Origin of the sequence: Mesorhizobium sp. L103C105A0 (genome assembly GCF_000502215.1) — a bacterium.
In the GTDB taxonomy this organism is placed as follows: Bacteria; Pseudomonadota; Alphaproteobacteria; order Rhizobiales; family Rhizobiaceae; genus Mesorhizobium.
In genome coordinates, this window is record NZ_AYXF01000030.1 from 1 (window position 1) to 23,663 (window position 23,663).

Consider the following 23,663-nt stretch of genomic DNA (forward strand, 5'->3'; position numbering starts at 1 on the left):
AAGCTTCGATCGTTGCCGGCAAGATCCTCGACAACAAGGGCGCGACCTACGGCTACAACGCCCAGACCGGCGAATATGGCGACATGATCGCCATGGGTATCGTCGATCCGGTCAAGGTCGTTCGCACTGCCCTCCAGGACGCGGCCTCGGTCGCCGGCCTGCTCGTCACCACCGAAGCCATGATCGCGGAGGCTCCGAAGAAGGAGTCAGCTGGCGGCGGCATGCCTGGCGGCATGGGCGGCGGCGGTATGGGCGGCATGGGCGGGATGGGCGGTATGGATTTTTAATCCAGCCCCTATCAACTTACAGCGGACAGGGCGGCAGCAATGCCGCCCTTTCCTTGTGTGCCGAACATGATCGAAACCTTGGAGTGCGTCCCGAGGATCTCGTTCGAGCCTCACCGCATGGTCGAGAATTAGGATCTTGTCTGATCGAGCAATTCGCGGGCTCAACCTGGTCAAACCGGCGCCCCCTACGAACTGCCCGATCCTTGAGCATTCCGCTGCGCCACAATCACGATGATTCATTCAGTTGGTAGCTATTGGCGGTGAATCATGAGGGGCATTGAGGAGCGTGGCAAGGCGCCCATCTCGGCATTTAACTCCATCGAGCGTGATATCAGGGACAATTCTCTCATCGGAACCGGCGGCTGGCGTTGAAGGACCCGGTGAATCACCCTGATCTATAGTGGAGCAGACGCGCTCTGAGCCTCAAGAGCGTTTCCTCCTCTGAGTATCCTTGATCTGCCGCTGGACATTCTCGTTGATATTGCTGAGCGGCTCAGCCCGATGGATCTGCTGAGGATTTCGCACACAAATCAAGAGCTGCGTGTCGCCGCGATGATAGTCGCAACGCCTCAAGAAAGGCGGATTCAGGTTCAGGCCATCTGTGGCAGCCCTTGCAACCGGGCTCCAGCAGCGTCTCGTCGTCATGGCCGAGGGGCCTCGTGACCCCGACGACTGCGCTACGGCCTTGTGGGGCCTCGGAGCGGGCGTTGCAGCGCTTGCACCCGAGCTCCAGCGGCGTCTCATCCTCCTCGCCGAAGGGCTTGAGCCCAGGTCTCAGACCATTGCCCTGGAGGGCCTCGGAGCAGGCGTGGGTGGCGGACATAGCAGCCTGTCCCATACCTATGAATACGTTTGGCTGAAGCAGACCGATGGCTGCGCGTCGAAGCCGAAGCCGTCGAGTTCGCGGACAAACGGGAACTGCGCGATCTTGCTCGACATGAGCGTGTCGAGCTGGTCGCGGATCGCCGTCAACTTCAGCCGATCCAGGATTGCGATCAGCAGGTCATGATCTAGGGTCGCCATCACCAGCTCCCTCCGGCCGCCGCTTCGTACTCGGCGAGTGGCCGCAGCAAGGTGGCCGGGGGTGATCTTGATCCGCTCGGCGCGCACCGGCCCTTCGAAGCCGGCAACGCCGACAAAAGGCTCTGTCGCAAACCTGGAAATGGGGTTGTGAACGGCCATTTCGGCCTGTCCGTCAGGCAGCGAGGAGATCGAAACAGCGATCGACAGCCTTGTAGGCATACCTCGCCTGTCGCTTGCCCATCATGTGGATCATCTCGATGCCGGAGAGGATAACCACGTCGTTCGCATGCGACTTGAAGCCGATAGCCTGGTCGAAATGGCGGCCCTTGAACATCACGTGCTCCTCCACAGCTGAGGCGTTTTTCTTGCCATGCTCGCTTACAAAAAGGTTTGCGACAGAGCCGTTCGAACCGCATGCCGACACCATCGTCAAGGGCGGCCGCGATGTCCATTATGGCCACAAGCTCACCCTGACGACGGGCAGGCAGTCTGTTCTTTCAATTTAGACCAACTATGCGGATGCCGCCTCAGTCAATTCAAGAATGTAACCAATGCCGCGCATGGTCGTGATACGTGGCGTTGCACCTGACCTTCTCAGGTGTCCACGTAAGCGATAGATTCCGACTTCAAGCGCGTTGGCAGATACCTCGTCGTTGAACGAATAGAGGTGATCTTCCAACTGCGCACGAGGCACGATGCGGCCTGCACGGATAAGCAGATGCTCCAAAATACATAGTTCGCGGCGTGCGATCTTCAGAGGATGACCCGAGACGGAAACCTGTCGGCCGATCGGATCGAAATTGAGATTGCCAAATACAACGATGGGGTCGGTCACCTGTGTCGACCGGCGCAGAATGGCTCTCATTCTGGCGATGAGCTCATCGAAAGAGACGGGCTTGAGCAGAAAGTCGTCCGCGCCACCGTTGAAAATTGCAATCCGCTTCTCGAGATCGTTGATGCTACTCATAATGAGGGTTGGAACTGAATGCCCGTTGCTCCTTAGCTGTCTCAGCCAGCCCAAGCCATCGCCATCTGGCAGAGCCAACTCCAGCAGGAGAATTTCATAGGTTGCGCAACAAAATGCCCTCGATGCCTGTTCCAGGTTGCCAACTACATCAACGGCAAAACCGCTATCCCCGAGCGCAACTCGCACAGCGCGCGTAAGATCCACATGATGATCAATGAGCAGCGTTCGCATTTCACGTCCTATCAAGGTCGGACAGGTCACCGTCCGCTGTAAGACCGGGGCGACAGCGGAAGTCGCGCAACTCTTCGTAGTGTTCGTAACGCTCTTTCCGATGGGTGATCGCGGGAGCATGCAAGCCGCACGCCTGCAATAGTCGGGGATGGAACACGTGAAGACCTGTTGACGGGCTGAAACCGTCGGTCGGCGGGCCCACAATGCCACCGACTCTGCCTGCGATTTCTCTGCGCATCGATCCTCCTATGGGTTGCGTCGCAACATCCAGCTGAGGTCGCAAGGGCAGGTTGCGGCTTTGTTCATTGAGAGGACCCCCTGGAGGCAATACCAGGAGGATTCCCTATATGGCACTTCCCGATTTACCACCGGTCATTCCGAACCACGTTCGGCGGCTTTGAAGACACTCATTGAGCGCGGCTAGGTAAATCAAGGGTACGACTGCCGGGTGTCGATGCCGCTTTTGAAGCAGGCATCGGCTCCAGCTCGGTGAGCGTCGCCCGCGCAATTCAGCGGACGCGCTCGATACACCCAGTCGAATCGTGCCGCAACTTGCCGCGCCGACAGGGCGCCCGAAGACTTCAGACTTGTGACCGAAGGTCTACGCCCAGTCCTCCTCCCATTATCCACCTCCCTCAAATCAAAGTGGACGTTCAATCTGAACAAATTACGCCATCGTATCACAAACGACTTACCGATCCCCGACGTGCTCTAGCCTTAGTGCTTGTTAAGAAGGTCGGCTACTGTCTCTCCGCGTCGCCGGGCATCGGCGGCGAGCCACACCTCCCCCACCTCATACACGTCGCCGTGGGTACTGAACGGCACAATGACGTCAATGGCAGCCGACAGCAGGTCAAGAAGCGTGTGGTCTTCCACAGCAGCTCCTTGCGGGCTGCTCTTGACGAGTGAAAAGAGCTTTTTAAAGCCTTGGACCGGATCCGCCCCATGAATCGTTGATATTGATCCCGCATGGCCGGAGACGACTTCGCTAAGGTAGGCCCAAGCAGCATCATCGCGCATCTCGCCAAGCAATATTCGATCAGGGCGCATGCGCAAGCTGGCTTGCAACAGTTGCTCGGCTGTCACCGCACCTACGCTTGCTCGGTCCTTCGGATAAAGTAACCGGACATGGTTCTCGTGCGGGATTGCAAGTTCGAGCGTGTCCTCGATACTTATCAGCCTCTCTTGCGGGGGTATAGCGTTGATCAAAGTCTTGCTCATTGTCGTTTTGCCGCTTCCAGTAGGTCCGCAAAGCAGCATCGTGAGCCGCCCGCAAACGCATGCTCGCAAAAATTGCTCCAAGTCACCATGGTCGTAGTGCTGAAGAATCGTTTCGTCCTGCCGCTCTTGGCGCTCCTTTCGTGACCGCCATTGATTCCAACGCGAGTATTCGTAGCGAGAAGAAACTTCCTTGAGTTCGGTCACACGACTTGAGGGACGCCGTATCGTCAGGCTTATTGTTCCTGAGGGAACAGCGGGCGGCAAACAGATCTGCAGCCGCTCTCCGTTCGGCAGCTCAGTCGCACAGAGGGGGCTTTGCGGTCCGACATCTTGCTTGCGCAGCGCTCCAGCGAGGATCGCGATGTCCTCCAGATCGTCATAAGATAGCGGCAGCGGATGTTTCGTGAAAACGCCGGCCTGTCGGACAAAGGCTTCCCCAGGCCGGTTGATAGCGACCTCTTCGGTTCTTGGCTCCTCAAGCCATTTCAAAACAGGGTTGAGAAGCAAACGCAATTGAGGGTCAGCCTCCGGTCGCATTGTTGTCTCTCCGGCGTTGGCGATGTTGGGGGGCTGGCGCCACGGCGATCGGTCTAAGATCGTATACATCTGAGAAATCGAGGTCCCGAGCCACAAAGATGGATACAGCATCTCCCTGGTTTTTCTTCAGAGTTGGCGGAACGTTGATCGTTGCTCTAAGGGTCGTGTCAACGGCTTGTCCGGCGTTGCTCTGGAAGCTGTTGATGCCGCTTCCTCCACCTGAGCTGCCAGCGTATTGACCGGCGGCCTGAAACGCGCCTTGAATGACGCTCATGAGCATTGCTCCGCCAAAGCGCTGCCAGAAGTGATTATCCACCGTGCCAGGCATTCCGGAGCGGCCGAGCTCGTCAGCGCCCGGCGACGCTAGCGAAACGAGGGCATGGTCAGGCGTTTCGATGCGCGTCCACAGCACGAAGACACGCGCATCCCCCTGTTGGAGACCACGCTGGATCTCGCCAATCACGGTCGTCCCGCGATCCAAAAGCACCACGTTGTTGGTGGCGCCGCGGACGTCTTTAGGTAAGACGCACTTCACATAACCCGGTAAATTTGTGTCGACTGCCGTTTGCAAAATGCAGGGAATTATCGTTCCTTGGGTAATCACGAGATCAGGGTGCGGCAAAAGTGTGGCCCGGCTTGGCTCCTGTATATCTGGTTTCAATCGCCCCGTCAGATCGCCAGCGTCTGAAATCTCATGCGAGGTCGCGGGAGCATCCCTATGGTTGTCTTCGCTCCGCTGACCGTCGTTGGGCATTTGACCGCTGCCACTGTAGGCGAAAATTGGTGTTTCCTCCGGCGGCGGATCAGCTGGCGTCGGAGGCGGCGTGGATGGCGCAGAATCTCCTGCCTGCGCCGCCTGTACGGGTGCTGGAGCTTCGGGAGCAATCTCAATCGGCACGGGGCGGAATGGCTCGGCGTCGGCGACAATTGGAGGTTTTGGCTGAGTTGGCTCGTCTTGTGTGCTGGGACGACCGCCGAGCCAGATGAGCGATAGAGATGAGATGAGAACAAGAGCAGCGACGGCCAACTTCTGCAATCCCGAAACATGCCGGCGGGCCGGCTCCGAGACCATCGATCCTGAGGCATGGACATCATGTCCCGACTGTGGGCCGGTTTCATTCATCGGCCGGGCCTTTCAAAACGCGCCACACGTCGGGTGTCACTGTACCGGTCCCTGGCGCTCGTCCCACAGGGTCATAAGCCCTGTTGAAAATGGACAAGACCGTATTGCCATCTCTCAGACGCCATTCCCGGGCGACTGCGGATACTTCAACATAGTCTCCTTTGACCGTGTAATTGGCAGCGGCTTCCTTGCCGTCGGGATTGATAATGTAGAGGGAGGGTATGCGGGAATTGCTTGCGAAGCCAAATACGGTGGTAAAGCCATTATCGAAAACTTCCAGCGGCGCCAGCGATCGATCGCCCTTTGCGACGTAGTGAAAATTGCTTTCGTCCGGACTGGTAGTTGCGGCGGGCCGATTCAACAAATCCTGAACTCTCTCGTCGCGCAGCACTTTCGCCCGGGCCTGACCAAGGATCGAGCGCCTTTCTGCGTCCTTTCTCTGAGCAGCAGCCTCATCAGCAGGATAGGTGAACTGCACACTGTAGTATAGGTCAGGTTGCTGCTCATCGAGTTTTGGCATCGCTCTCGTTGAAATACTGAAGACGTATCTCCGTGTACCGGACTCACTCTCGGCCAGCACGATGACCGGCTGCGGCGGGAGCATCCGGCTAGCCTTAAAAAAGAGATAGTTGGCGCGCGGGAGCGCAGCCAGGTCTTTGCTATTGGAAACGGCCACGGCTGCGACTGTCTCGTTGGCCGCGAATGTGACAACCAGCGTTGCCCCCACTGCGGTAGACAGGCGCACCACTTCGTCAGGACGGTAAGCCAGGTAGCGCATGCGCGCATCGTGCTTGCCGGCAAGTGGTGTGTCTTCCGCGGACGCTTCCATCGTTAAGAAGAGTGAACAGACCAGCGCGAGAAACGCTCTTTTTGTCATGGCTGCACATAGCCCAGGTTCGATACGCTATCTTCCGAGCTTTGATAGGAAGTGACGAGTAGACCTCCCGGATTGGTGAGCCTCGATTGCCCAGGCAGACCCGTCAAGCGCTCGTAGCGGATGGTAGCTGTCCAGGTGGTCACTATCGGCATCTGCCCATCGACAACAAGCGAACGTTTGTAACGAATCTGTTGAACGTCCGGACTGATGTCGTTTGAAGAAATATGCCCGACCTCGAGCTTGCCGCGTTTGCCGACCGTGACTTGCGGCGAGGTGGGATTCGGATAGTTGAAGAAATCTTGATATTGCTGTCGCACAGCCGGCGCGCTGAAACTGGATACGAGGTCATAGGCGTATTGGGCTGTATCTGCTGTGTACCCCTCGCGCAGGCGTACATATTCCCACAGCGAAGCATTTATGACGGCTCGGTCTTGGGTTGCCGGCAGTCGAGAGACTGACACTTCGCTGTCGACGGTCCCATCCGGCCGGACCCAGAGGAACACAGGTACGAGCTTGGCCAACGGGACCATGGCAGCAATGGTAAATGCCTGTGCAACATTTCCTAGGACCGCCGCTGCGGCAAAGGCTATCAGGGCCTTTGACAGGCGCCGCGCAGACTTCGCTCGTGAAGTTTGAAACGCTTCCACCTTCTTATAGTGGGCGGCTAGCGTTTCTCTCTCCACCAGAAGGGCATGTTCAGGAACTTTCACTTTGGCTCTTCCGCGCATTCGACCCGAAGATCCTCAGGGGTGGTTTCCCATTGTCCCACGTTCAGTTGGAATGGGGCACCCGCGCATGTCGCAAGCCCATGGCTCGTCTTGCAGGCGGCCAAAGCGAGGATTGACAGAAGTAGGCAATATTTCATGTTTTTGGCACCGAGCTTGTCGATTGATTAAGCACCCGCCGTTTTGGCAAAGTGGCGATTGAGGCTGTTAAGAGGTCGGTTCGCACCTCCCCAAGAGCCGCCGGCGATGCTGCTGGCGATCGTCGGAAGCGCGACGATCAGAGCGTCACCAGCTAGGAAAAGCATGTCGAGCTCGTAAAGCCCGATGATCTTGGCTGCTGTCGTGCCCGAGAATTTGATCATCAAAAGCATGGCTGCCAGCGAGACTGCTTCGGCAGCGATTACTATCGTTGCAACGATGTTGAGGAGGAGAAGCAGCAGCCCGTACGAGAGCAGTTGGCCGATCCATCTGGTGGCTATGTCTCGAGTGTGATCAAAAAGGTAGCCTACGAGGACCAGGGGGCCGATCGTCAAGAGCACCTTCGTCAGAATTCCAACGGCATCGTAGATCTCGAACGCTGTCCACAGCGCGCCGTAGAAAATCCATTGCGCTCCCTCGAAAGCAAGTATGTCCTGGCCGTTCATAGGCCCAATTTCGGAAGCAATCAGCTGAAAGACATACTGGCTTGAAGCAAACATGAGATCGAGCTTCTGGGGGATTCCGATGAAGGGCAAGTCGCTGCCACTGATGTCGTGAGCCAACCTCGGAATCGTGTCGTCGAAGAGCGCTTCAATGTACTGCTGATAGTTGGCCTGCCCTAAGATAAGGGCGACGACAATCGACACCATAATTACGCGCGAGATACCCCCGCGCGCATCGACTTGACCACGCATGACCAGACAGCCTTGGATTATTATCCAGAGCGTGACACACGCAACCAGAGGCGCACTGACCGCCGCTTGGACGTTTTCAAGCACTTTGTGCAGCCCGGACGTGAAGGCCCCATGAAAGATCGTGTGTATAGTCGTGAATGGCGCGGGAATTTTGAAATTCATGGCGTGAGCCTGATGTGTCCCTGATCAGCGCAGCTGAGCCTGATGAACTCTGTGTGGTTTACGGGAGGATGCTAAACATATTAGCGGTGTCCTGATGTTCGCGACGCTGCGTGGCGGCCTCCTCCACGGCGTGAAGGCTCCCTTGTGCAGTGGCCATTGTCAGCAGACTCGTGGCCTGGACATTTTGGATCATCGCATCGTGAATCTGCTTGAGGACCAGACCGTTGGTCACGGTGGCCTGCATAATATTTCCCGAGCGGGAAAGCTGACCAAGCGTGCCGGCGTTATCCTTAAGGCGCTTGTCCATCATGCCCAAAGTGTCGGCTGCAATAGCTGCGGCATTGGCGGCCCCGGCGATTTGTCCCTGTAACAGTTTCGCTTCTGAATCGGTGCCGTTGACTATCCGATTTGGGTCCTTCGCAATGTTACGGGCCATAATCGAAGCTGGCGCCCGAGCATCAAACATCTGCTCCTCCAGCTTATTGCTCGACGGGTAGTGATTTCCTTGGTTAAGTGAGCTTAGCAGTCCCGTGACAGCGAATGACGACGTTAGAATTGTCACCATTTCAATCGTGGTAGCGAGCGTCTCGATTGACCTCTCAAGGATCGCCGCATTGGAAAGCGCTGTTAAGGTCGCTTGTGTTTCTGTTACAGGGTCGCTGACGATAAATTGCGAACGGGCCTGTCCGTGAAGCAGAAGGGAAGCAGCAAGGGTCGTTACTGCAAGTTTGGCAAATTTCATGAATATTCCTCCGTCAGTCTTGAACTTCGTGGTACCGGGCCATGAACTTGTCGAGCCACCCACTTGGGGCGTCTCCGTGCTGGTTACGAAGCTGGTCGGCAAAGCGCACTGTGTTGGCCCGCCCCGAGAGTACGGCTACGTACTCGCGCATCTGCCCAAGATCGAATTCGCAAACAATACTCCCGCTATCGCGCTTGAGCAAAAACTTGCGGCTGCCGATTGCCATTCCCTGGCGGATTGCCTCGAACTCCTGCGCAGTGCACTTCAAGCCATCGACATACGCAGAGCGGTCCGCCGTCGGTGATGGGTAGAAAATTTTCGTCATACATTGCGCAACGAGACTAGCTCCGAGAGGCGATTCCAGAACGTGTTCAGGCTGCTGCGTTGCGAGTATCAACATGCCGTTGTTTTTGCGGACCGTGAGCAAGAACTTGTCGATAACGGCCGAGAATTGGGGGTTGAGTAGATAGAATCGAAATTCGTCGCAGCTCATGACGAACCGACGACCATCGACGATAGCGCCCACTCGATGCAGAAGGTATGCGGCGGCCGGTGCACAGACCTCCTCATATTCCAGGAGCTGCGTCATGTCGAAGCCCGTAATGGAGGCATCCAGCCTTACTTCGTCCACGTCGCCGTCAAAGGCCCATCCAAGCGCCCCCCCTCTACACCACCGCTGCAGCCGTGCTCCTGCGCCCTCGGAGGGGCTGTGCAATAGGAACTCGCGCAGGCCCGCAAGTGAGCGCATAGGGGGTTCGAACGAAAGCTGACGAACAATGCCGCGTTCCAGCCGACGGCTTTCCTCCGGCGAGATCGGACCACGGCCGTCACTCTCGATCAGGGCCATCAACCACTCGCGCAGAAAGTCCCGGGAGGCGGAGGTGTTGTCCAGTCCACGCAGAGGGGCCAAGCCGCTCGGAGCGCCTCTGCGCAACGCAAGATATGTCCCTCCCGTGGCTCGCACCAGCAGTTCACCACCCCGATCCTTGTCGAAGAAGACGATCGCACCATTGCGATCGACCAAGCTTTGCTCAAGCATCGCGAGGACAAAGGTCATCAGCGTCGTCTTGCCTTTGCCAACGGGCCCGAATATTGCCGTCATGCCGACGTCATTCTCATGGGGGATGTAGTCGAAAGAAGTTCCACCGTTTGTGCGAAAGCGCGCAACAGCATTGCCCCAGTGGCCGGAACTGGAACCGCTTGGGAAGTTCTCAAATGAGACGAGCCCGGCAAAATTGTGTGAGGTGATCGCCCCCGGGCGCGTGCGCCACCTGTTGTTCCCCGGAAGTTGGGACCAATATGCGGCCTCCATGCCGATGCCCTCTTGGACGATAACGGCGCCCGCGTCGGCCAGCCGTGCGCGGGCACTTGCTGCGCGATCTGCAAGGCTATTGAGGCTGTCGGCATAGACGCACAGGCTCAGATGATGCGAACCCATCACGAATTCGTTGCTTGCCAGTGCGTCCTCTGCCTCGGCAAGTTCATTGATCTGGGTGAGAGCCTTGTCGCCGGCACTCGTCATCTGGCTGGACTTAAGGCTTAGTTTGGCATGAGCTTGTGGGCGAGTGAGGAAGGAAAAGCTCTGGCTCAGGACAAGCGGGAAGTTGGCGGACAGCAAGGAATTTAGCATGCCCGGCCGCGTCGTCGCCGGATATTCACGGAACGAAAACAATGATCCGACGGAGCTATCCCCGGGCCTTCGAATCTCAAGCGCCCGCTTCCCGCAGATGACCTGGTCAGTGTAGATCGAGGCGCCAAGTGAGCCGGTAACCATCGGAACCGGAAGAAACCGGCAAGTCATCATGAGCCGAAGCGCCTCGCCGATTTCCGTGAAGAGCACGTTGCCTTTCTCACGAATGCCCAACCGGCGCAGACCGTAACCGCCGAGTGCGCCAGCAGTGATGTGCCAGAGGTCTTCCAGGCTCCGCATTTGGGTGGCTAGATCGTGCTCATTCCGTCTGCGGGACTTGGCAATCCGCAAGCCGATCTTGCCGATTGCGGTGCGGGGGGACACGATCAAAGTGAGGAAGTGATCGTTGCGAAAGAGCTTTCCCGACAGCACACGACGCTCGTAGGCCTCGCTCAGACTGCCAGCGAATGCACTTTGAAACTGGCGCGGCGCCGGCGCCGGCACATCGTTGTGTCTCACAAGATGAGCGTATATCGAGACATTGTCATCGGCGATGTTGCGCAAGAGAGTGTTGAACGCGCGGCAGCGCGAGTTGCGCATCTCAGCGTCTTCCAAATCAAAGGGCACACCGTTCACATGTGCCATGGCCATTATCGATCCGTCTTCCAGAAGGACAACCTGATCGCTTACGTGACCAACATACGGAAGGTAGATCTCGCCAGACCTCTCGGTCCGGCCGCTGGCGCCGAACATTACACCATTCCTCTTCCGCGTTTCGGCACTCTGATCGGATTGGCGCTGACGCTTGCGCCTCCCCAGACCGGCCCGTCCACGCTTCTGCCGGCCGTCTGCAAATAGAGCAGCACGACGCTTGCCGCGTTATAGTCACGCTCAACAACCAGCCGTGCTCCGAACCAGAGTGGCACGAGAACGATTTCGTAGAGCGGGTTCTGAAGGATAATGATAACAAGCCCAGCCAACATCATGAGCAATCCGGCCAGCGTCAGCGGCACCCCCAGAAACAGTGCGGGGCGCGTCGCCGCCACATAGAGGGTGCTCACTTCCAACCGGTCGCTCATCAGCCGCCGCCTATGAGCGCCTTGCCCAGGAAGCTGGCCCCGAACATGATGACGATCCCTCCAACGACACCCGCAACCAGGCCAAGTGAAGCACGACCGAACATCCAAGAGATACCGATGGCTACGAGCCCGAGCACGGCCAGTGATTGTCCAAAGGGGCCAAGTATGAACGTGCAGATATTCTGGACCATCTTGGCAGGATCCGTCCCTCCGGTCACCTGAGCCGCGGCTGGCCCGCTGTAGAAGACCGTCCACGCCGCGCCTGCAGCAGCGGCCGGTACATATTCAGCCGCCATGCGCAGCATGGAAAAAGGCGAAGGAACACGCGTTTTAAGCGCACGAAGTATCTTGAGTGGCGTCATCATTGCATCTCCATGTTTCAATCGAATACGAGTTTGTTCGGGTTCGAGGGTTCCCGTGCTTTCGCAGCCTGGCTGCCTGTCGGATCGGAGGGATCGGCCCCGGAGCGGTCTGGCTGATACGAGCCCCAGATGTCCCAAGAATCTTGGTTGGGCTGCTTCTTTCTATTGGCCTGTTGGCTCTGCTGGAGCAGAGGCGGCACGGCTTTCCGACCGGGTGCCTCAAGGTGCGGCATATCTCGAGCAGTCGGCTCCAGCGTTCTCTCAAGGAGACTTGAGATGTCCTTTGCGGCCGACTCGACCTTGCGTACATAACCGTTGGCGAAGCCATGCGTGACGTCGCCCGTGTTATAGGCCGAGATGGCACGGCGAAGCGCCAGTTGCTGTGCCACAGCAGTGGTGCCGCCGGCATACCGGCTTTCAAGCAGGTGGGCGGCAGCCGAAAGCGAGGCGCAGGGCTCGAAAGCCCTTTCCGGCGTGAGATTGAGCATGGCAAAGTTCTTGCTGTTTATCTGCATCAATCCAACATCGACAGAATGTTGTGCTTCGAGGCGTTCCTTGATGCCCCGCGTGGCTTCCAGGTGGTCTATCCAGCGAAGCTGCTCACCTGTGGTGTTGTCATGAGCCACCAGCGTTTCAAAGCCACTTTCAATCTTGGCAATCGCGGCCAGGGTGGACGGCGCAACCCAGGGGGCGCATTTGCGCGACAGGCTGCGGAACTCACGCGGAGAAAGTGGCGCGGGCTCGGCTGGGAGTGACATGGATGTCATCAGGACGATGGCCAGCGGCCAAGCTGCAATAAACATTCCCTATCACCTACCTTTCCAAGCCGCCGGACGGGTTCTGGCCCTGTCCGGCACGCGCTTATCGGGGAGGTTTGTTACTGTGTGATGTTCAAGTTCAGCTTTTCGGTTTCAATTGAAGCAAAGACCGTGTTCGTATCAGCGTGGGTGAGCATCTTGCGCATGCGTGGGTGGCGCGGGCCCGATCAGCCAGCGACATCCGGAGCATCTTGGTACAATGACTCCTGTACAGGATTGCTCGTCCCGGCCGTCCGTTGCTCCTGGAGTGTGGGCCGCGACTTTGGCGTCATGGACGGTACTTCTGTCAGCGCCAAGCCAAGGACAAAATGGGGAGCTTGGCGGGCTTGTTCAGGCTCGGGATCACCGTGGGGAATCGACTAAGGCGATAAAGCGGCCCAACTTTGCCGGTATGCTGCCGGTCCTTAAAGAGCAGCCATGCGCGGCCCTGCATACTCAGATCATTGCTTGAGACGCGAGCTCGTCCGCGAAGCTGGCTCGAAGGCGCAAATCCGCGGCGGCGAGGGTCAACTGGGAAGACGTGGCGGCGCAGCCCATCCTGGTGCGAGCCTCGTTCAGCTGTTCGGCCGCCGCCGCCAAAGGGTGGATCATGCACAGTCCCATCGGCAGATAACCGCACGTCATTACGCAGTCCGACGGCGCAATGGACAAGCATAGTGACACGCTCAAGATGGAGGAGTTGCAGTAACTGAGAAATGTTAGCCCGGACGTTCACCGCAACCGGCGACCTGCCGGTCGCCGAACAGCATTTGAGGCCGCCGGCCACCTTGGACGAAGCCGGCTTGGCAGGAGACACACTATTTTGCACAAGGCCGCTGCAGCGAATCACGGTCTTCTTCCGCCGACCGCCTCTCCGATCAAGCCAAACGCCGCGCTGCTCAACCATGTCCGAGCTGGATCCACGAGCCGGAGGATATCGAGATGATCCAGGTCCGCAAACTCCAGGATGACCAGGATGCAAGGGCATAGCAGGAAACTTGGCATCCATGAGGTCGAACTTGAGTGATATTGGCAGGCCTGCACCAACGGGGGAGCTCGAAGCGAAAAAGCGAAGGACCACACGGCAGGGTCATGTCGGCGCTGGGACCTGTCTGGTGGCCACGGGCTGCCTTGGTGCGGTCAATTCGCTGGGGATGAAAGGAACAGGACGAGCACGGCCTCACATTGGCCGCACGCAACGGCGAGTGGTATCAAGGAGCAGCTGTTCTGGGTCGGTGCCCCAGGGTTGCTCGGCAACAGGTTTAGACAAGGGGATTCAAGATTGAAGGTGTGCCGTTGAAACATGTTCTTGTCATTGACGATGATGCCGCAATGCGGCGCCTCATCGCCGAGTATCTCACGATGCATGCCCTGAAGGTAACCGCAGTCCACGATAGCAAGCAGTTTGACTATGTTCTTTCACGTGAGCCAGTCGATCTCGTGGTTGTTGACCTTAACCTAGGCCGGGAGGATGGACTTGCGATCGTCCGCAATCTGGCGACAAAATCGGATGTTCCTATCATAGTGATNTAACCTAGGCCGGGAGGATGGACTTGCGATCGTCCGCAATCTGGCGACAAAATCGGATGTTCCTATCATAGTGATCAGCGGCGACCGGCTTGATGAGGCGGAAAAAGTGGTTGCACTGGAGCTCGGCGCAACCGATTTCATTCCCAAGCCTTTCGGGATGCGCGAATTCCTGGCCCGCATTCGAGTAGCGCTACGCCAGCGCATTTCTAGTCCGCGAACCAGAGAGCAGCGCTCATTTCGCTTTGGGGCCTGGAAGCTCAGCGTGAAGCAGCGGCGACTGATCTGTGCGGAGCGTGGCGAGGTCAAGCTTACCGCATGTGAGTTCAATCTCTTGATCGCATTTCTGGAGAACCCCCGCAACGTGCTATCCAGAGAACGGCTTTTGCTCGCGAGCCGTGTGCGTGGAGAAGAGGTGTACGATCGAAGTATCGATGTCCTAATCATGCGCTTGCGCCGAAAGCTGGAGGCTGATGCGGCCAACCCTCGCCTGGTCAAAACATCCCGTGGCGCAGGGTACTTCTTCAACGCTGACGTGGATGTTAGCTACGGAGGCACGTTGGCCGCGTGACAGTGAGCTATGCTGGAGATTGGGGTGACGAGGCTGATCAAGCCTTCCAACAGTACCAGCCTGATCAATTACGGCGAGAGCTACCGGTCCGGAGATCGCATCAGCCCCTCTCTGCATATGCACGCGGCCGCCTGAATTGCCGATTTCGCTCAGCTGCTGCTGAATGGCGACGGCTTGCGGCGTATTCAGGGCCCTCTGCGTCTGCGCTGGCCACAACAGCGCTGGTGAATGTTCATTGTTGGGACGACTCACTCGGGTGGTAGGTGGTTGCCCTGGTCAAGCTCATCCGGCGAAGGGCGGATCTGCTGTTGGCTGGCAGCCAAGACTGGGGGCGGCGGCCCGAACTCCGGCGTCCCAGAGCTTGCGAAAGCCTCCGACACGCTTCTGTTGAGGTCATCCCGTCCAGCGGGCATCCCTGGGTTGCTGAAAAAAGACGAAGCGGCTTGATGATCCTGCCCTCGCTGAAGCACCTCGCGAAACCCCCTGTTCCAGTCGCAGAAGCTCCTCTGGATTGGTTGGCGGCTCGTCAGCTCGACCATCGAACAGCGGCCGGAGCGCCTCGGACACGTGCTGCTCAAAGCCCACTTGCCGGGCTTGGCCCGCTTGCCCCACTTCCAAGCCGGCGTCCTGCACCTGCGACAAAGCTGTTACACGGGATGGATTTTTTCGCGGGGTCCACACCAGCCTCACATCAAACTGTATCGTCAAAGTCCTGCGCCAATTCACACAGCGGGTCATCGAGTTGAGATTCGGCGGGGAGCGCCTCCTCTGCTCCCGTCAAGGGCGCCGGCTCCGGGAGGGCGCCTGTCTGGCGTTCAAAGATGCGTTTCAGAATGCGATCCGAGAAATAACGCACCTTCCTCAATTTTAATGGTGGCAGACCTTTGATGAGAACAATCTCGTAGTCGTCATCGAGCAGCCGAACCTGTTCGGGACGCAATAGCGGTGCACCTTGATGTGAATTCTGAATGTTNACGCACCTTCCTCAATTTTAATGGTGGCAGACCTTTGATGAGAACAATCTCGTAGTCGTCATCGAGCAGCCGAACCTGTTCGGGACGCAATAGCGGTGCACCTTGATGTGAATTCTGAATGGTCCAGTCGAACGTTCGCGCCTGGCTGTGGGAAATCGATTTGGCTTCAAACGTGTATTCACCGATGGCCTTGGAAATGTAGTTCGGAGTTTCGTCATCAGCCGTGGCCATGAACACTTGCAGTCCGGTATTGCTGAGAAAATTCTGCTTGCCAGCCTCTCCATAAGCCCCCGTCAGTGCCGAAAGGCTTTGGATGATGAGCATGAAACGCCCCTTGTAGCCCGCGATAGTCGTGATTGCGGTCTCGATCGCCTCCAGCTTACCCAAGTGCTTGAACTCGTCGAGCAGGAAGAGAACCTCGTGCTTTTCATCCCGGCGGGCCAGCGACCGCTGCAGAATTGAAACGATTTGCTGAAAAAACAAGCGTATCAAAGGCGCGATCACCTCAAGGTCGTTCGGACCAACGCAAAGATAGATGCACGTTCTGCGACGGCGAAGATCATAGACCGAAAAGTCCGAGCGACTTGTGGCCGCCTTTACAGCGGGATCCGCCCACAGGTTGAGCCCGCCATCGCCGAGCACGGAAGTGTAGGAGGTTAGGATTTTCGTATCGTTCCCCGCCATGTCGTCGAAGATGCGTTGTGCCTCTTTGTTCTGAGTCTCCATAGCGAGTCGCGCGAAGAGCTTAAACTTCTCCCCCGGCTGGGCGAAGAGGTCGTAGACGGCGCCGATTGTTGGCGTGCCCCGCTCGATGCAGGCAAGGATTCCCGCGACAAAGATATCTCGCGCGCCGCTGACGAAACCTTCCGCGCCCTCCCCCTTGGCCGTAATCAGGTTTGCGGCCAAGCGGCGGGCCTCGGTGAATTGCTGCTGTGGAGGCAGCGCTATAAGATCCAACAGCGGATTGTAGCAGTTTGTGCGCCGCTCCGAATCCAGCGGCGCGAATTTAAACACGTCGTCACCTGCGGCTTTGCGCGCCCTCGAGGTGAGCTCAAAGAGCTCCCCCTTGACGTCCAGAGCTATCACCGAGCCTTTGAATGTAAGTAGCGTTGGAATGACTATGCCGACGCCCTTGCCAGCGCGGGTCGGTGCAACGATGAGGCTGTGAGGCTGCTCGCCATTGGTCAGGTAGTAGCCAGGCCAGAAAGGGCCACTTGTCTTCCCAAACACCGGCCCTGTCACGCCACGGTATCGTCGCAGATATCCCGTGCGTCGCATTTCATCCACTCGAGCCCAACGAGCCGTCCCGTGGTGTTCGAGCTTGCGGCGCAATACGATCTGCTGAATCAGCAAGACGACCGCGGACGTCGAGAGCACGATAGCCGCGCCCCGATAGAAAACGGGGGTTGCGAAACCCAAATAGAAGGGCGTTTCAAACCAAAAGGCACGGACATCAAACGCCATCAGAGCCTCGCCGCTGCCGCCGTGGCGGAAGGTTGCGTAAAGACTTGCCGCACAGAAGCCCACGGCGAGTGAGCACGCGATGCTAATGGCTATGTTGGGGGGCGTCGTTTTTGTTGAAAGCATTGTTCCATTGCCGGATTAGCCGTAGCTAATGCTGCGCGTGCTTCAGAGACCGAACCGGCGTCGCGCGATGTCGCCGCTCGACAGATCGATGCCGCAGTGGGTGGTGCGATGCTTGCAGCGCATCACCCGGCAGACGTGGTTTTTGAAAGTTACACTAAGCAGGTACGTCAACGGCCAGCGAATTGGAAACGGCAAGGCCGTAGACGGAATTCGGGAGAGAAAGCGTCACTGTACCATGGCCGAGACATCAACGGCCGGAGCGATCTCTGCTTCTGGTGGCCTCCATTAGGTCCTCTCGGGCGTGATTGTAGGCTTGGCTTATGGACCGCCCGACTTGAGCACCCCGCTGCAGCTGTTCATAGGAGGTTTGCGGGCCTACTGTATCACGGACTGCAGCCTCAATACCTGCTATGTGGCCGTCCAGATTCGCACTCCGTTCCTCTGCTGCATGCTGCGGCGGCGGCATGTGCGGCAAGATGTCTTGCATGCCGGGAAAAACTGAGTGAGCTTGGGCCTGTTGATTTGCGTCGAACTGGTGATACATGTTGAGAATAGCATTGGATGCCATGTTTCTGACATTGCCATCCGGATCAGAAGAAGCCAATCCAATGGCCTGATCAAGAATGCGAGATTTGTTTTCCTCAGTAAACTTACTGAAGTGTGGCGCAACGTAATAAGTTCCGAGAGCTTGCGACGGCGGATCCATGTTGCCAATGCGATTAACAATAGCATCTTGCAGCCCTGGCGTTAGGTAATTGCCTAGATTACTGGCCGCTCCGACTTTCTGCAATGCTATGTCATCCGTGCTGTACCCCAATTCGGCTGTTAATGTCGCGGCCAGATTGATGGCTGATCGTCCAAGCCGATTGGTCCGCCTTTCAAATCTCGCGAGGTCAGTTTCTGGCCCGGGTTGAGTGCCCCGAACGGCTGTTCGCTCGTGCGTCCCGAGGCCTTTGAAGCCCCCAAGATTTCGCGCTGTATCGCGCGGGTTAGCGGTTACCAGCCGTTCTGCAACATCGCTCAATGGCCCCTCTGGAACGTCACGGAGGCTACTGCTCCCCACGCCTTGAGATGATCTTGCAGCTGCGCGTGCCCGTTTGTTATCGCGATCCATTGCTCGCCTCCAAAGTAGTTATTCTACCCAATGAGGTTACCACCGAAGCTTGACCTGCTAAACCGATATGATGTTACAGTTGTAGTATGGCAAAGGGTTCCCAGCTCTGTGGGTCTGCCAAGTGCCCGTCCAAGCCGAAGAAAATACGATGAAGCTGGCATCAAATGCGATGTGAACTGCCCCGGGTTGATCGGAGGCCGTTTCGTTTGAGTTACGCGGCTATGGCTGGTTCATCCAACATGGCGTAGTAGCGTTCCTCGGCTTCGGCCGGCGGGATGTTGCCGATGGGCTCCAGCAGCCGGCGATTGTTGAAGCAGTCGACCCATTCGAGCGTGGCGAACTCGACGGCCTCGAATGAGCGCCAGGGTCCGCGTCGATGGATCACCTCGGCCTTGTAAAGACCGTTGATCGTTTCGGCGAGAGCATTNGAATGAGCGCCAGGGTCCGCGTCGATGGATCACCTCGGCCTTGTAAAGACCGTTGATCGTTTCGGCGAGAGCATTATCGAAAGAGTCGCCGACACTGCCCACTGCGGGTTCGACGCCGGCCTCCGCCAAGCGCTCGGTGTATTGAATGCTGACGTGTTGGGCGGATTCAACCGGTCGTCGCAACACCAAGGGATTGGAGGTTGCAATGACGGTTCACCAACGCGCTTAGATCGGTGCACTCGAAAGAAGCTGGATTCGCCCGGGCGTCCGCCTGCCTGGCAGCGTGAGAATCGCTTCCGGTTCTGGCAAGCTATTGCCTTGGGACATTCGAGCGAGGAGGCCGCACTGGATGCCGGTACATCAACGCCTCTTGGTCCGCGCTGGTTTCGGAGTACAGGAGGGATGCCGCCAACGCATTTGGCGCCGTGGGCGAAGCCGCCTTCGGGGCGATATCTTTCTTTCGGGAGCGCGAGGATATTGCGCTTGAGCTTGCCAAGGGGATCGGCATCCGGGCCATTGCTCGTAAGCTAGGTCGGCCGCCGAGCACAATCTCGCGGGAGGTCAGGCGCAATGCCGCGACGCGTAGCGGCAATCTGGATTACCGGCCAGTGCCGCCCAATGGCACGCGGATCGTGAGTCCCGCCGGCCTCCTGGCAAGCTGGCGGTCAATCCGGCTCTGCGTGAATATGTTGAGGAGCGCTTGGCCGGCAAAGTCACCAACCCCAATGGCGCCTCATTCGAGGGCCCCAAGGTGGGTGTGGAAAAAACGACAGAGCCGGAGGTGGTCGGCAACCTGGAGCCCCGAGCAGATCGCTAAATCGGCTTCAGATCGATTACCCAGAGGATCAAACCATGCGGATCAGCCACGAGACGATCTATCAGTCCTTGTACATTCAAGGACGCGGAGCATTGCGCCGAGGACTGACCGCATGTCTGCGTTCAGGCCGAGCGTTGCGCGTACCGCCCGAACGCGCGTACCGCGCGAACGGGCCCGAGTTCGCAACAAGTCCTTCATTGGAGACGCCCTTATAATAAGCGACCGTCCGGCCGAAATTGCCGATCGGGCTGTCCCCGGACATTGGGAAGGCGACCTCATCCTTGGCCTCGGAAGCTAGGCGATCGGTACGCTCGTGGAACGAAGTTCACGCTTCACAATGCGTGCTTCACCTGCCGCGCATGCAATGGCTATCAGCAGAGCCTGCGCATCAAGAACGGTCCACCACTTGCCGGCCACGGCGTTGAAGCAGTCCGCAGAGCCCTAGCCCGATCCATGGGCAAACTTCCCGAGCAACTGCGTCAGTCGCTGACTTGGGCCCATGGAGCGGAAATGGCGCAGCAGCCGACCTGCGCATCGACACCGGGCTCGAGATTTTCTTCTGCGATCCCCAAGCCCGTGGCAGCGAGACTCCAACGAAAACACCAACGGCTTGCTGAGACAGTACTTTCCAAAGGGCACGGATCTCAGTCGGCACACAGCCCGGGAACTGGACGCAGTCGCCCATGCTATCAACACAAGACCGCGCAAAACGCTCGGCTGGAAAACACCTGCCGAACTCCTCGACCAACTCCTTGGGGGACAGTATGATGCCGGTGTTGCGACGATCCGGTTGAATCCGCCTTGGCTGCCTCTATCGCTGTGATGGATGAGCCCGCCTCCCCGCACGGGCCGCCGATCATCGAGAGCCTGTTCCAGGGCATCGAGAACGAAGGCTGCATGCGCCGTCCGGCTCACCCGCCAGCCGACGATCCGACGGGCATAGGTGTCGATGACAAAGGCGACATAGACGAAGCCCGTCCAGGTCGCGACGCAGGTGAAGTCGGAGACCCGCAGCATGTTCGGCGCGGAGCAGTGGAACTGGTGGTTGACGTGGTCGAGAGGGCAAGGTGCGGCCTTGTCGCTCACCGTAGTGCGGATCGGCGGACGATGCCTTCGAGGCTCATGGCCTTCATCAAGCGGGCAACCGTGCAGCGGGCGACGTCGAAGCCCTCGCGACGCAACCGCCGTCAGACCTTGCGAACGCCGTAGACGCGGAAGTTCGCCTCAAACCGTCGGACCTCATGCTTCGAGGCTGTATCCCATCTTGCCCGAGCCGACAGCCGGCAGGGGTCGACGCGCTTGGCGACATGGTCGTGGTAGGTCGACGGGGCGATCGGCAGCACCTTGCAGATCGGCTCAACCCCATGCGCCTTGCGGTGATCGTCGATGAACGCGATCGTGGCCTGAACCGGCGGTCGAGCTTCGCCTGGGCAAAATACGCGGAAGCCTTGCTCTCGTTGGCCTGCGAAGCTCGCGGCTCTCGCGTTCCAGAGCCTTCAGTTTCGTCGCAGCATCCGTGGGAACTCCGGCGCGCACGCCGCCGTCACGCTCGGCTTTCTTGCAGCCGATCTTGGCGGCGATCGATGAAACCGCCGCCCAGCGCGACGTATGCTCGCGTTCGTGATCCAGAACCAGCCGCACCGCGGGGGGTCCGGACCTCGGGAGAGAACTTGTTGGTCGCCTTGCTTGTCATGGTTCCACCTTCTCAGGAGTTGGAGCCTCCGATCAACCCGGGGCGGAACACAACAAGGGGCACGGATCAATCTGGGCGGAAACCTTAGAGAATCAGGCCCTCAGAGCCTTTGGTAATAACCGACCCCTCGCACCTGTTTGGGCTGGGTGTACAAGTCAGGTTTTCATCAGGTTGGACGAGTATGTCTGGCAGTAGAGCGCGACCACTTCCGTGCCCGCCCGCTCGTCTGGCAGACACACAAAGGAGAAAGATATGCCGTCAGCTACAAGCAGCGCCATCGTTTCCTGCCGCAGATCATCGCCCATCCAGTCTGGCCCTCCTTCAGGTCCCCTTGAGCCTGTGTCTCGTCGAGGAAATGGCCTGGGAGCGGGATCGTGGTTTCGTATGAGACAATCCGCCGGTGCGGCGACAAATGCGGTCCGCATACGGAGCCATTACGTCGCGGCACTTGATATTGCAGTGCAGCAAAGGTAGAGGGCCGCCCCTTATCGGAGTGTCGTCCATGGCCCTTACCAATGCTGGTAGCGAGGCAGAACCCGTCGAACAATCGAGCCATCCCGAAATCGAACAGGACAGCACCAAGGTGCTGATGCTAGGCGCGCTCGGCGTTGTCTATGGCGATATTGGCACCAGCCCGATCTACGCGTTCCGTGAGGCGCTGGTGGCGTCGTCGGGCGGCAATGTCGCCGAGCGCGGCGATATCCTCGGCGTGCTGTCGCTGATCATCTGGTCGCTGACTATCATCGTCACCATCAAGTACATCATGTTCGTGCTGCGCGCCGATAACGGCGGCGAGGGCGGCGTGCTGTCGCTGATGGCGCTAGCGCGCGGCAGTTTCCCCAAGCGGTCGGCGGTGATCCTGGGCATCGNAGGGCGGCGTGCTGTCGCTGATGGCGCTAGCGCGCGGCAGTTTCCCCAAGCGGTCGGCGGTGATCCTGGGCATCGGCATCGTCGGCGCCTCGCTGTTTTTCGGCGACGCGGTCATCACGCCCGCGATTTCGGTGCTGTCGGCGGTCGAGGGTATGAACGTCGTCACGCCGACCTTCCAGCCCTATGTGGTGCCGCTGACACTGGTCATCCTGGCCATGGTGTTCGCGGTGCAGCGCTTTGGCACCGGCGGGGTGGGATTGGTGTTCGGCCCGGTGACCGCCGTATGGTTCCTGGCAATTGGCCTTTCCGGTCTCAACCACATCATCGCCGATCCAGAAATCCTGTGGGCGGTCAGCCCGCACTACATCGTCGCCTTCCTGATCAATTCGCCCGACGTCGCTTTCGTGACCATCGGCGCCATCTTCCTCGCCGTCACCGGCGCCGAAGCACTCTATGCCGATCTCGGCCATTTCGGCTGCAAGCCGATCGTGCTGGCCTGGCTGGCGATCGTGTTTCCCTGCCTGCTGCTCAATTATGCCGGGCAAGGCGCCTTCGTGCTGGCCAAGAACGGCGTCGTCGGCCATCCATTCTTCGAGATGAACGAAGGCTGGACGCTGATCCCGATGGTGGTATTGGCAACCGCGGCGACNCGTCGGCCATCCATTCTTCGAGATGAACGAAGGCTGGACGCTGATCCCGATGGTGGTATTGGCAACCGCGGCGACGGTTATCGCCAGCCAGGCGGTCATCTCCGGCGCCTTCTCGCTGACCCGGCAGGCGGTGCAGCTCAATATGCTGCCGCGCCTCGAAATCCTGCACACGTCGGAACGGCAGTCGGGCCAGATCTACATGCCGCGCGTCAATGTTATGCTGGCGTTGGCAGTGATGTTGCTGGTCGTCGGTTTCGGCGAATCGAGCAAGCTGGCCTCCGCCTATGGCATCTCGGTGACCGGCAACATGCTGGTGACGACGGTGCTGCTGTTCGTCGTCATGACGCGCATCNGTGATGTTGCTGGTCGTCGGTTTCGGCGAATCGAGCAAGCTGGCCTCCGCCTATGGCATCTCGGTGACCGGCAACATGCTGGTGACGACGGTGCTGCTGTTCGTCGTCATGACGCGCATTTGGAAATGGCGCCTGTGGGTGGCGGTGGCGATGACGGCGGTGTTCGCGTTCATCGACATCGGCTTCTTTGCCTCCAACATCGTCAAGGTGTTCGAGGGCGGCTGGGCGTCGCTTGCGGTGGCCTTCACCATCGTTCTGGCGATGTGGACCTGGGTGCGCGGCAGCCGCTATCTGTTCGACAAGACCCGGCGCAACGAAATCCCGCTCGATTTCCTCGCCGGCAATCTGTTGAAGAAGAAGCCGCAGCTGGTGTCCGGCACCGCCGTGTTCCTGACCAGCGATCCGCAAAGCGCGCCGACAGCG

Annotated in this window: 18 protein-coding genes, 8 pseudogenes and 1 other annotated feature; of the genes and pseudogenes, 5 read left to right on the forward strand and 21 right to left on the reverse strand. The window is 58.5% G+C overall.

Going from position 1 to position 23,663, the window contains the following annotated elements; translation table 11 throughout:
• A partial coding sequence (locus tag X727_RS01000000165360) for a TCP-1/cpn60 chaperonin family protein (RefSeq protein ID WP_032890225.1) occupies positions 1-287 on the forward strand: 287 nt, incomplete at its 5' end.
• 840 nt (positions 288-1,127) lie between these two features.
• Here the strand turns inward: X727_RS01000000165360 and X727_RS1000000169725 are convergent.
• From X727_RS1000000169725 to X727_RS1000000168330, 15 genes and pseudogenes are all read right to left on the reverse strand, one after another.
• Positions 1,128-1,469 carry a hypothetical protein gene (locus X727_RS1000000169725; RefSeq protein WP_023724802.1) on the reverse strand — a complete coding sequence of 114 codons (342 nt, stop codon included), beginning with the start codon at positions 1,467-1,469 and terminating at the stop codon, positions 1,128-1,130.
• Between the two features lie 13 nt (positions 1,470-1,482).
• Positions 1,483-1,614: pseudogene (locus X727_RS1000000168320) on the reverse strand (IS6 family transposase); the annotation flags it as partial.
• A 207-nt stretch (positions 1,615-1,821) separates the two neighbouring features.
• Positions 1,822-2,508: a response regulator transcription factor gene (locus X727_RS135500; protein WP_023673698.1), complete on the reverse strand. Its 687-nt coding sequence runs from the start codon at positions 2,506-2,508 to the stop codon at positions 1,822-1,824.
• Positions 2,509-3,225: 717 nt separating this feature from the next.
• A complete protein-coding gene (virB11, locus tag X727_RS135495; RefSeq protein WP_023673699.1) occupies positions 3,226-4,266 on the reverse strand; it encodes a P-type DNA transfer ATPase VirB11 in 1,041 nt (346 codons plus the stop codon).
• Entirely contained in the window at positions 4,250-5,389 is a 1,140-nt protein-coding gene (gene virB10, locus X727_RS135490; protein WP_023708086.1) for a type IV secretion system protein VirB10, read from the reverse strand. Before virB10 ends, virB11 begins: the two co-directional genes overlap by 17 nt.
• The gene (locus X727_RS135485; RefSeq protein WP_023679588.1) at positions 5,382-6,266 is read right to left on the reverse strand and encodes a TrbG/VirB9 family P-type conjugative transfer protein; all 885 of its coding nucleotides are present in this window, start codon (positions 6,264-6,266) and stop codon (positions 5,382-5,384) included. The genes virB10 and X727_RS135485 overlap by 8 nt, the downstream gene beginning before the upstream one ends.
• Positions 6,263-6,976 (reverse strand): type IV secretion system protein VirB8, encoded by a 714-nt coding sequence (locus X727_RS135480; protein ID WP_023685154.1) that lies wholly within the window; start codon positions 6,974-6,976, stop codon positions 6,263-6,265. The genes X727_RS135485 and X727_RS135480 overlap by 4 nt, the downstream gene beginning before the upstream one ends.
• A complete protein-coding gene (locus X727_RS1000000167510) occupies positions 6,973-7,131 on the reverse strand; it encodes a type IV secretion system lipoprotein VirB7 (protein WP_081726271.1) in 159 nt (52 codons plus the stop codon). The genes X727_RS135480 and X727_RS1000000167510 overlap by 4 nt, the downstream gene beginning before the upstream one ends.
• A 27-nt stretch (positions 7,132-7,158) precedes the next feature.
• Entirely contained in the window at positions 7,159-8,046 is an 888-nt protein-coding gene (locus X727_RS135475; RefSeq protein ID WP_023673703.1) for a type IV secretion system protein, read from the reverse strand.
• Positions 8,047-8,104: 58 nt separating this feature from the next.
• Complete coding sequence (locus tag X727_RS135470; protein ID WP_023673704.1) at positions 8,105-8,788, reverse strand: type VI secretion protein; 684 nt, start codon at positions 8,786-8,788, stop codon at positions 8,105-8,107.
• 13 nt (positions 8,789-8,801) lie between these two features.
• The gene (locus tag X727_RS135465) at positions 8,802-11,171 is read right to left on the reverse strand and encodes a VirB4 family type IV secretion/conjugal transfer ATPase (protein WP_023685155.1); all 2,370 of its coding nucleotides are present in this window, start codon (positions 11,169-11,171) and stop codon (positions 8,802-8,804) included.
• A complete protein-coding gene (locus X727_RS135460; RefSeq protein ID WP_023673706.1) occupies positions 11,171-11,497 on the reverse strand; it encodes a type IV secretion system protein VirB3 in 327 nt (108 codons plus the stop codon). The genes X727_RS135465 and X727_RS135460 overlap by 1 nt, the downstream gene beginning before the upstream one ends.
• Positions 11,497-11,802 carry a pilin major subunit VirB2 gene (gene virB2, locus X727_RS135455; RefSeq protein ID WP_023673707.1) on the reverse strand — a complete coding sequence of 102 codons (306 nt, stop codon included), beginning with the start codon at positions 11,800-11,802 and terminating at the stop codon, positions 11,497-11,499. Before virB2 ends, X727_RS135460 begins: the two co-directional genes overlap by 1 nt.
• A gap of 74 nt (positions 11,803-11,876) precedes the next feature.
• Positions 11,877-12,662: a type IV secretion system lytic transglycosylase VirB1 gene (locus X727_RS135450; protein ID WP_023708088.1), complete on the reverse strand. Its 786-nt coding sequence runs from the start codon at positions 12,660-12,662 to the stop codon at positions 11,877-11,879.
• A gap of 450 nt (positions 12,663-13,112) precedes the next feature.
• Positions 13,113-13,301 carry a hypothetical protein gene (locus X727_RS1000000168330; RefSeq protein ID WP_023673709.1) on the reverse strand — a complete coding sequence of 63 codons (189 nt, stop codon included), beginning with the start codon at positions 13,299-13,301 and terminating at the stop codon, positions 13,113-13,115.
• Positions 13,302-13,952: 651 nt separating this feature from the next.
• On the opposite strand from X727_RS1000000168330, the pseudogene X727_RS01000000165365 reads away from it, so the two are divergent.
• Positions 13,953-14,754, forward strand: a pseudogene (locus X727_RS01000000165365) (response regulator).
• 691 nt (positions 14,755-15,445) lie between these two features.
• Here X727_RS01000000165365 and X727_RS0135100 read toward each other — a convergent pair.
• The 4 genes and pseudogenes from X727_RS0135100 to X727_RS1000000168335 all read right to left on the reverse strand — a co-directional run.
• A complete protein-coding gene (locus tag X727_RS0135100) occupies positions 15,446-15,694 on the reverse strand; it encodes a type IV secretory system conjugative DNA transfer family protein (RefSeq protein ID WP_023756641.1) in 249 nt (82 codons plus the stop codon).
• Positions 15,695-15,716: 22 nt separating this feature from the next.
• Positions 15,717-17,315, reverse strand: a pseudogene (gene virD4, locus X727_RS0135105) (type IV secretion system ATPase VirD4); the annotation flags it as partial.
• 247 nt (positions 17,316-17,562) lie between these two features.
• Positions 17,563-18,105, reverse strand: coding sequence for a hypothetical protein (locus X727_RS1000000169455; RefSeq protein WP_245261469.1), 543 nt, complete (start codon positions 18,103-18,105; stop codon positions 17,563-17,565).
• 535 nt (positions 18,106-18,640) lie between these two features.
• A pseudogene (locus X727_RS1000000168335) lies at positions 18,641-19,016 on the reverse strand (hypothetical protein); the annotation flags it as partial.
• A 243-nt stretch (positions 19,017-19,259) separates the two neighbouring features.
• Here X727_RS1000000168335 and X727_RS1000000167515 point away from each other — a divergent pair.
• Positions 19,260-20,497, forward strand: a pseudogene (locus tag X727_RS1000000167515) (IS30 family transposase).
• On the opposite strand, the pseudogene X727_RS1000000167520 reads toward X727_RS1000000167515, so the two are convergent.
• Positions 20,476-21,367, reverse strand: a pseudogene (locus tag X727_RS1000000167520) (IS3 family transposase); the annotation flags it as partial. The pseudogenes X727_RS1000000167515 and X727_RS1000000167520 overlap by 22 nt on opposite strands.
• Positions 21,000-21,116: a sequence feature (AL1L pseudoknot), on the reverse strand. Its footprint overlaps the pseudogene before it by 117 nt.
• Before the next feature lie 155 nt (positions 21,368-21,522).
• Positions 21,523-21,672, reverse strand: coding sequence for a hypothetical protein (locus tag X727_RS1000000168340; RefSeq protein ID WP_023703136.1), 150 nt, complete (start codon positions 21,670-21,672; stop codon positions 21,523-21,525).
• A gap of 197 nt (positions 21,673-21,869) precedes the next feature.
• Here X727_RS1000000168340 and X727_RS01000000165375 point away from each other — a divergent pair.
• Positions 21,870-23,239 (forward strand): annotated as a pseudogene (locus X727_RS01000000165375) (KUP/HAK/KT family potassium transporter); the annotation flags it as partial.
• Between the two features lies 1 nt (position 23,240).
• Positions 23,241-23,663: pseudogene (locus tag X727_RS1000000169730) on the forward strand (KUP/HAK/KT family potassium transporter); the annotation flags it as partial.

Coding starts and splice junctions, on each gene's coding strand:
- X727_RS135465 (WP_023685155.1), bottom strand. CDS start 11,171: ATGTTCGGCGCCAGCGGCCGGACCGAGAGGTCTGGCGAGATCTACCTT.
- virB10 (WP_023708086.1), bottom strand. CDS start 5,389: ATGAATGAAACCGGCCCACAGTCGGGACATGATGTCCATGCCTCAGGA.
- X727_RS1000000169725 (WP_023724802.1), bottom strand. CDS start 1,469: ATGGCCGTTCACAACCCCATTTCCAGGTTTGCGACAGAGCCTTTTGTC.
- X727_RS135475 (WP_023673703.1), bottom strand. CDS start 8,046: ATGAATTTCAAAATTCCCGCGCCATTCACGACTATACACACGATCTTT.
- X727_RS135500 (WP_023673698.1), bottom strand. CDS start 2,508: ATGCGAACGCTGCTCATTGATCATCATGTGGATCTTACGCGCGCTGTG.
- virB2 (WP_023673707.1), bottom strand. CDS start 11,802: ATGCTGCGCATGGCGGCTGAATATGTACCGGCCGCTGCTGCAGGCGCG.
- X727_RS1000000168340 (WP_023703136.1), bottom strand. CDS start 21,672: ATGGGCGATGATCTGCGGCAGGAAACGATGGCGCTGCTTGTAGCTGAC.
- X727_RS135485 (WP_023679588.1), bottom strand. CDS start 6,266: ATGACAAAAAGAGCGTTTCTCGCGCTGGTCTGTTCACTCTTCTTAACG.
- virB11 (WP_023673699.1), bottom strand. CDS start 4,266: ATGCGACCGGAGGCTGACCCTCAATTGCGTTTGCTTCTCAACCCTGTT.
- X727_RS135450 (WP_023708088.1), bottom strand. CDS start 12,662: ATGTTTATTGCAGCTTGGCCGCTGGCCATCGTCCTGATGACATCCATG.
- X727_RS1000000168330 (WP_023673709.1), bottom strand. CDS start 13,301: ATGACGTGCGGTTATCTGCCGATGGGACTGTGCATGATCCACCCTTTG.
- X727_RS1000000167510 (WP_081726271.1), bottom strand. CDS start 7,131: ATGAAATATTGCCTACTTCTGTCAATCCTCGCTTTGGCCGCCTGCAAG.
- X727_RS135460 (WP_023673706.1), bottom strand. CDS start 11,497: ATGAGCGACCGGTTGGAAGTGAGCACCCTCTATGTGGCGGCGACGCGC.
- X727_RS135470 (WP_023673704.1), bottom strand. CDS start 8,788: ATGAAATTTGCCAAACTTGCAGTAACGACCCTTGCTGCTTCCCTTCTG.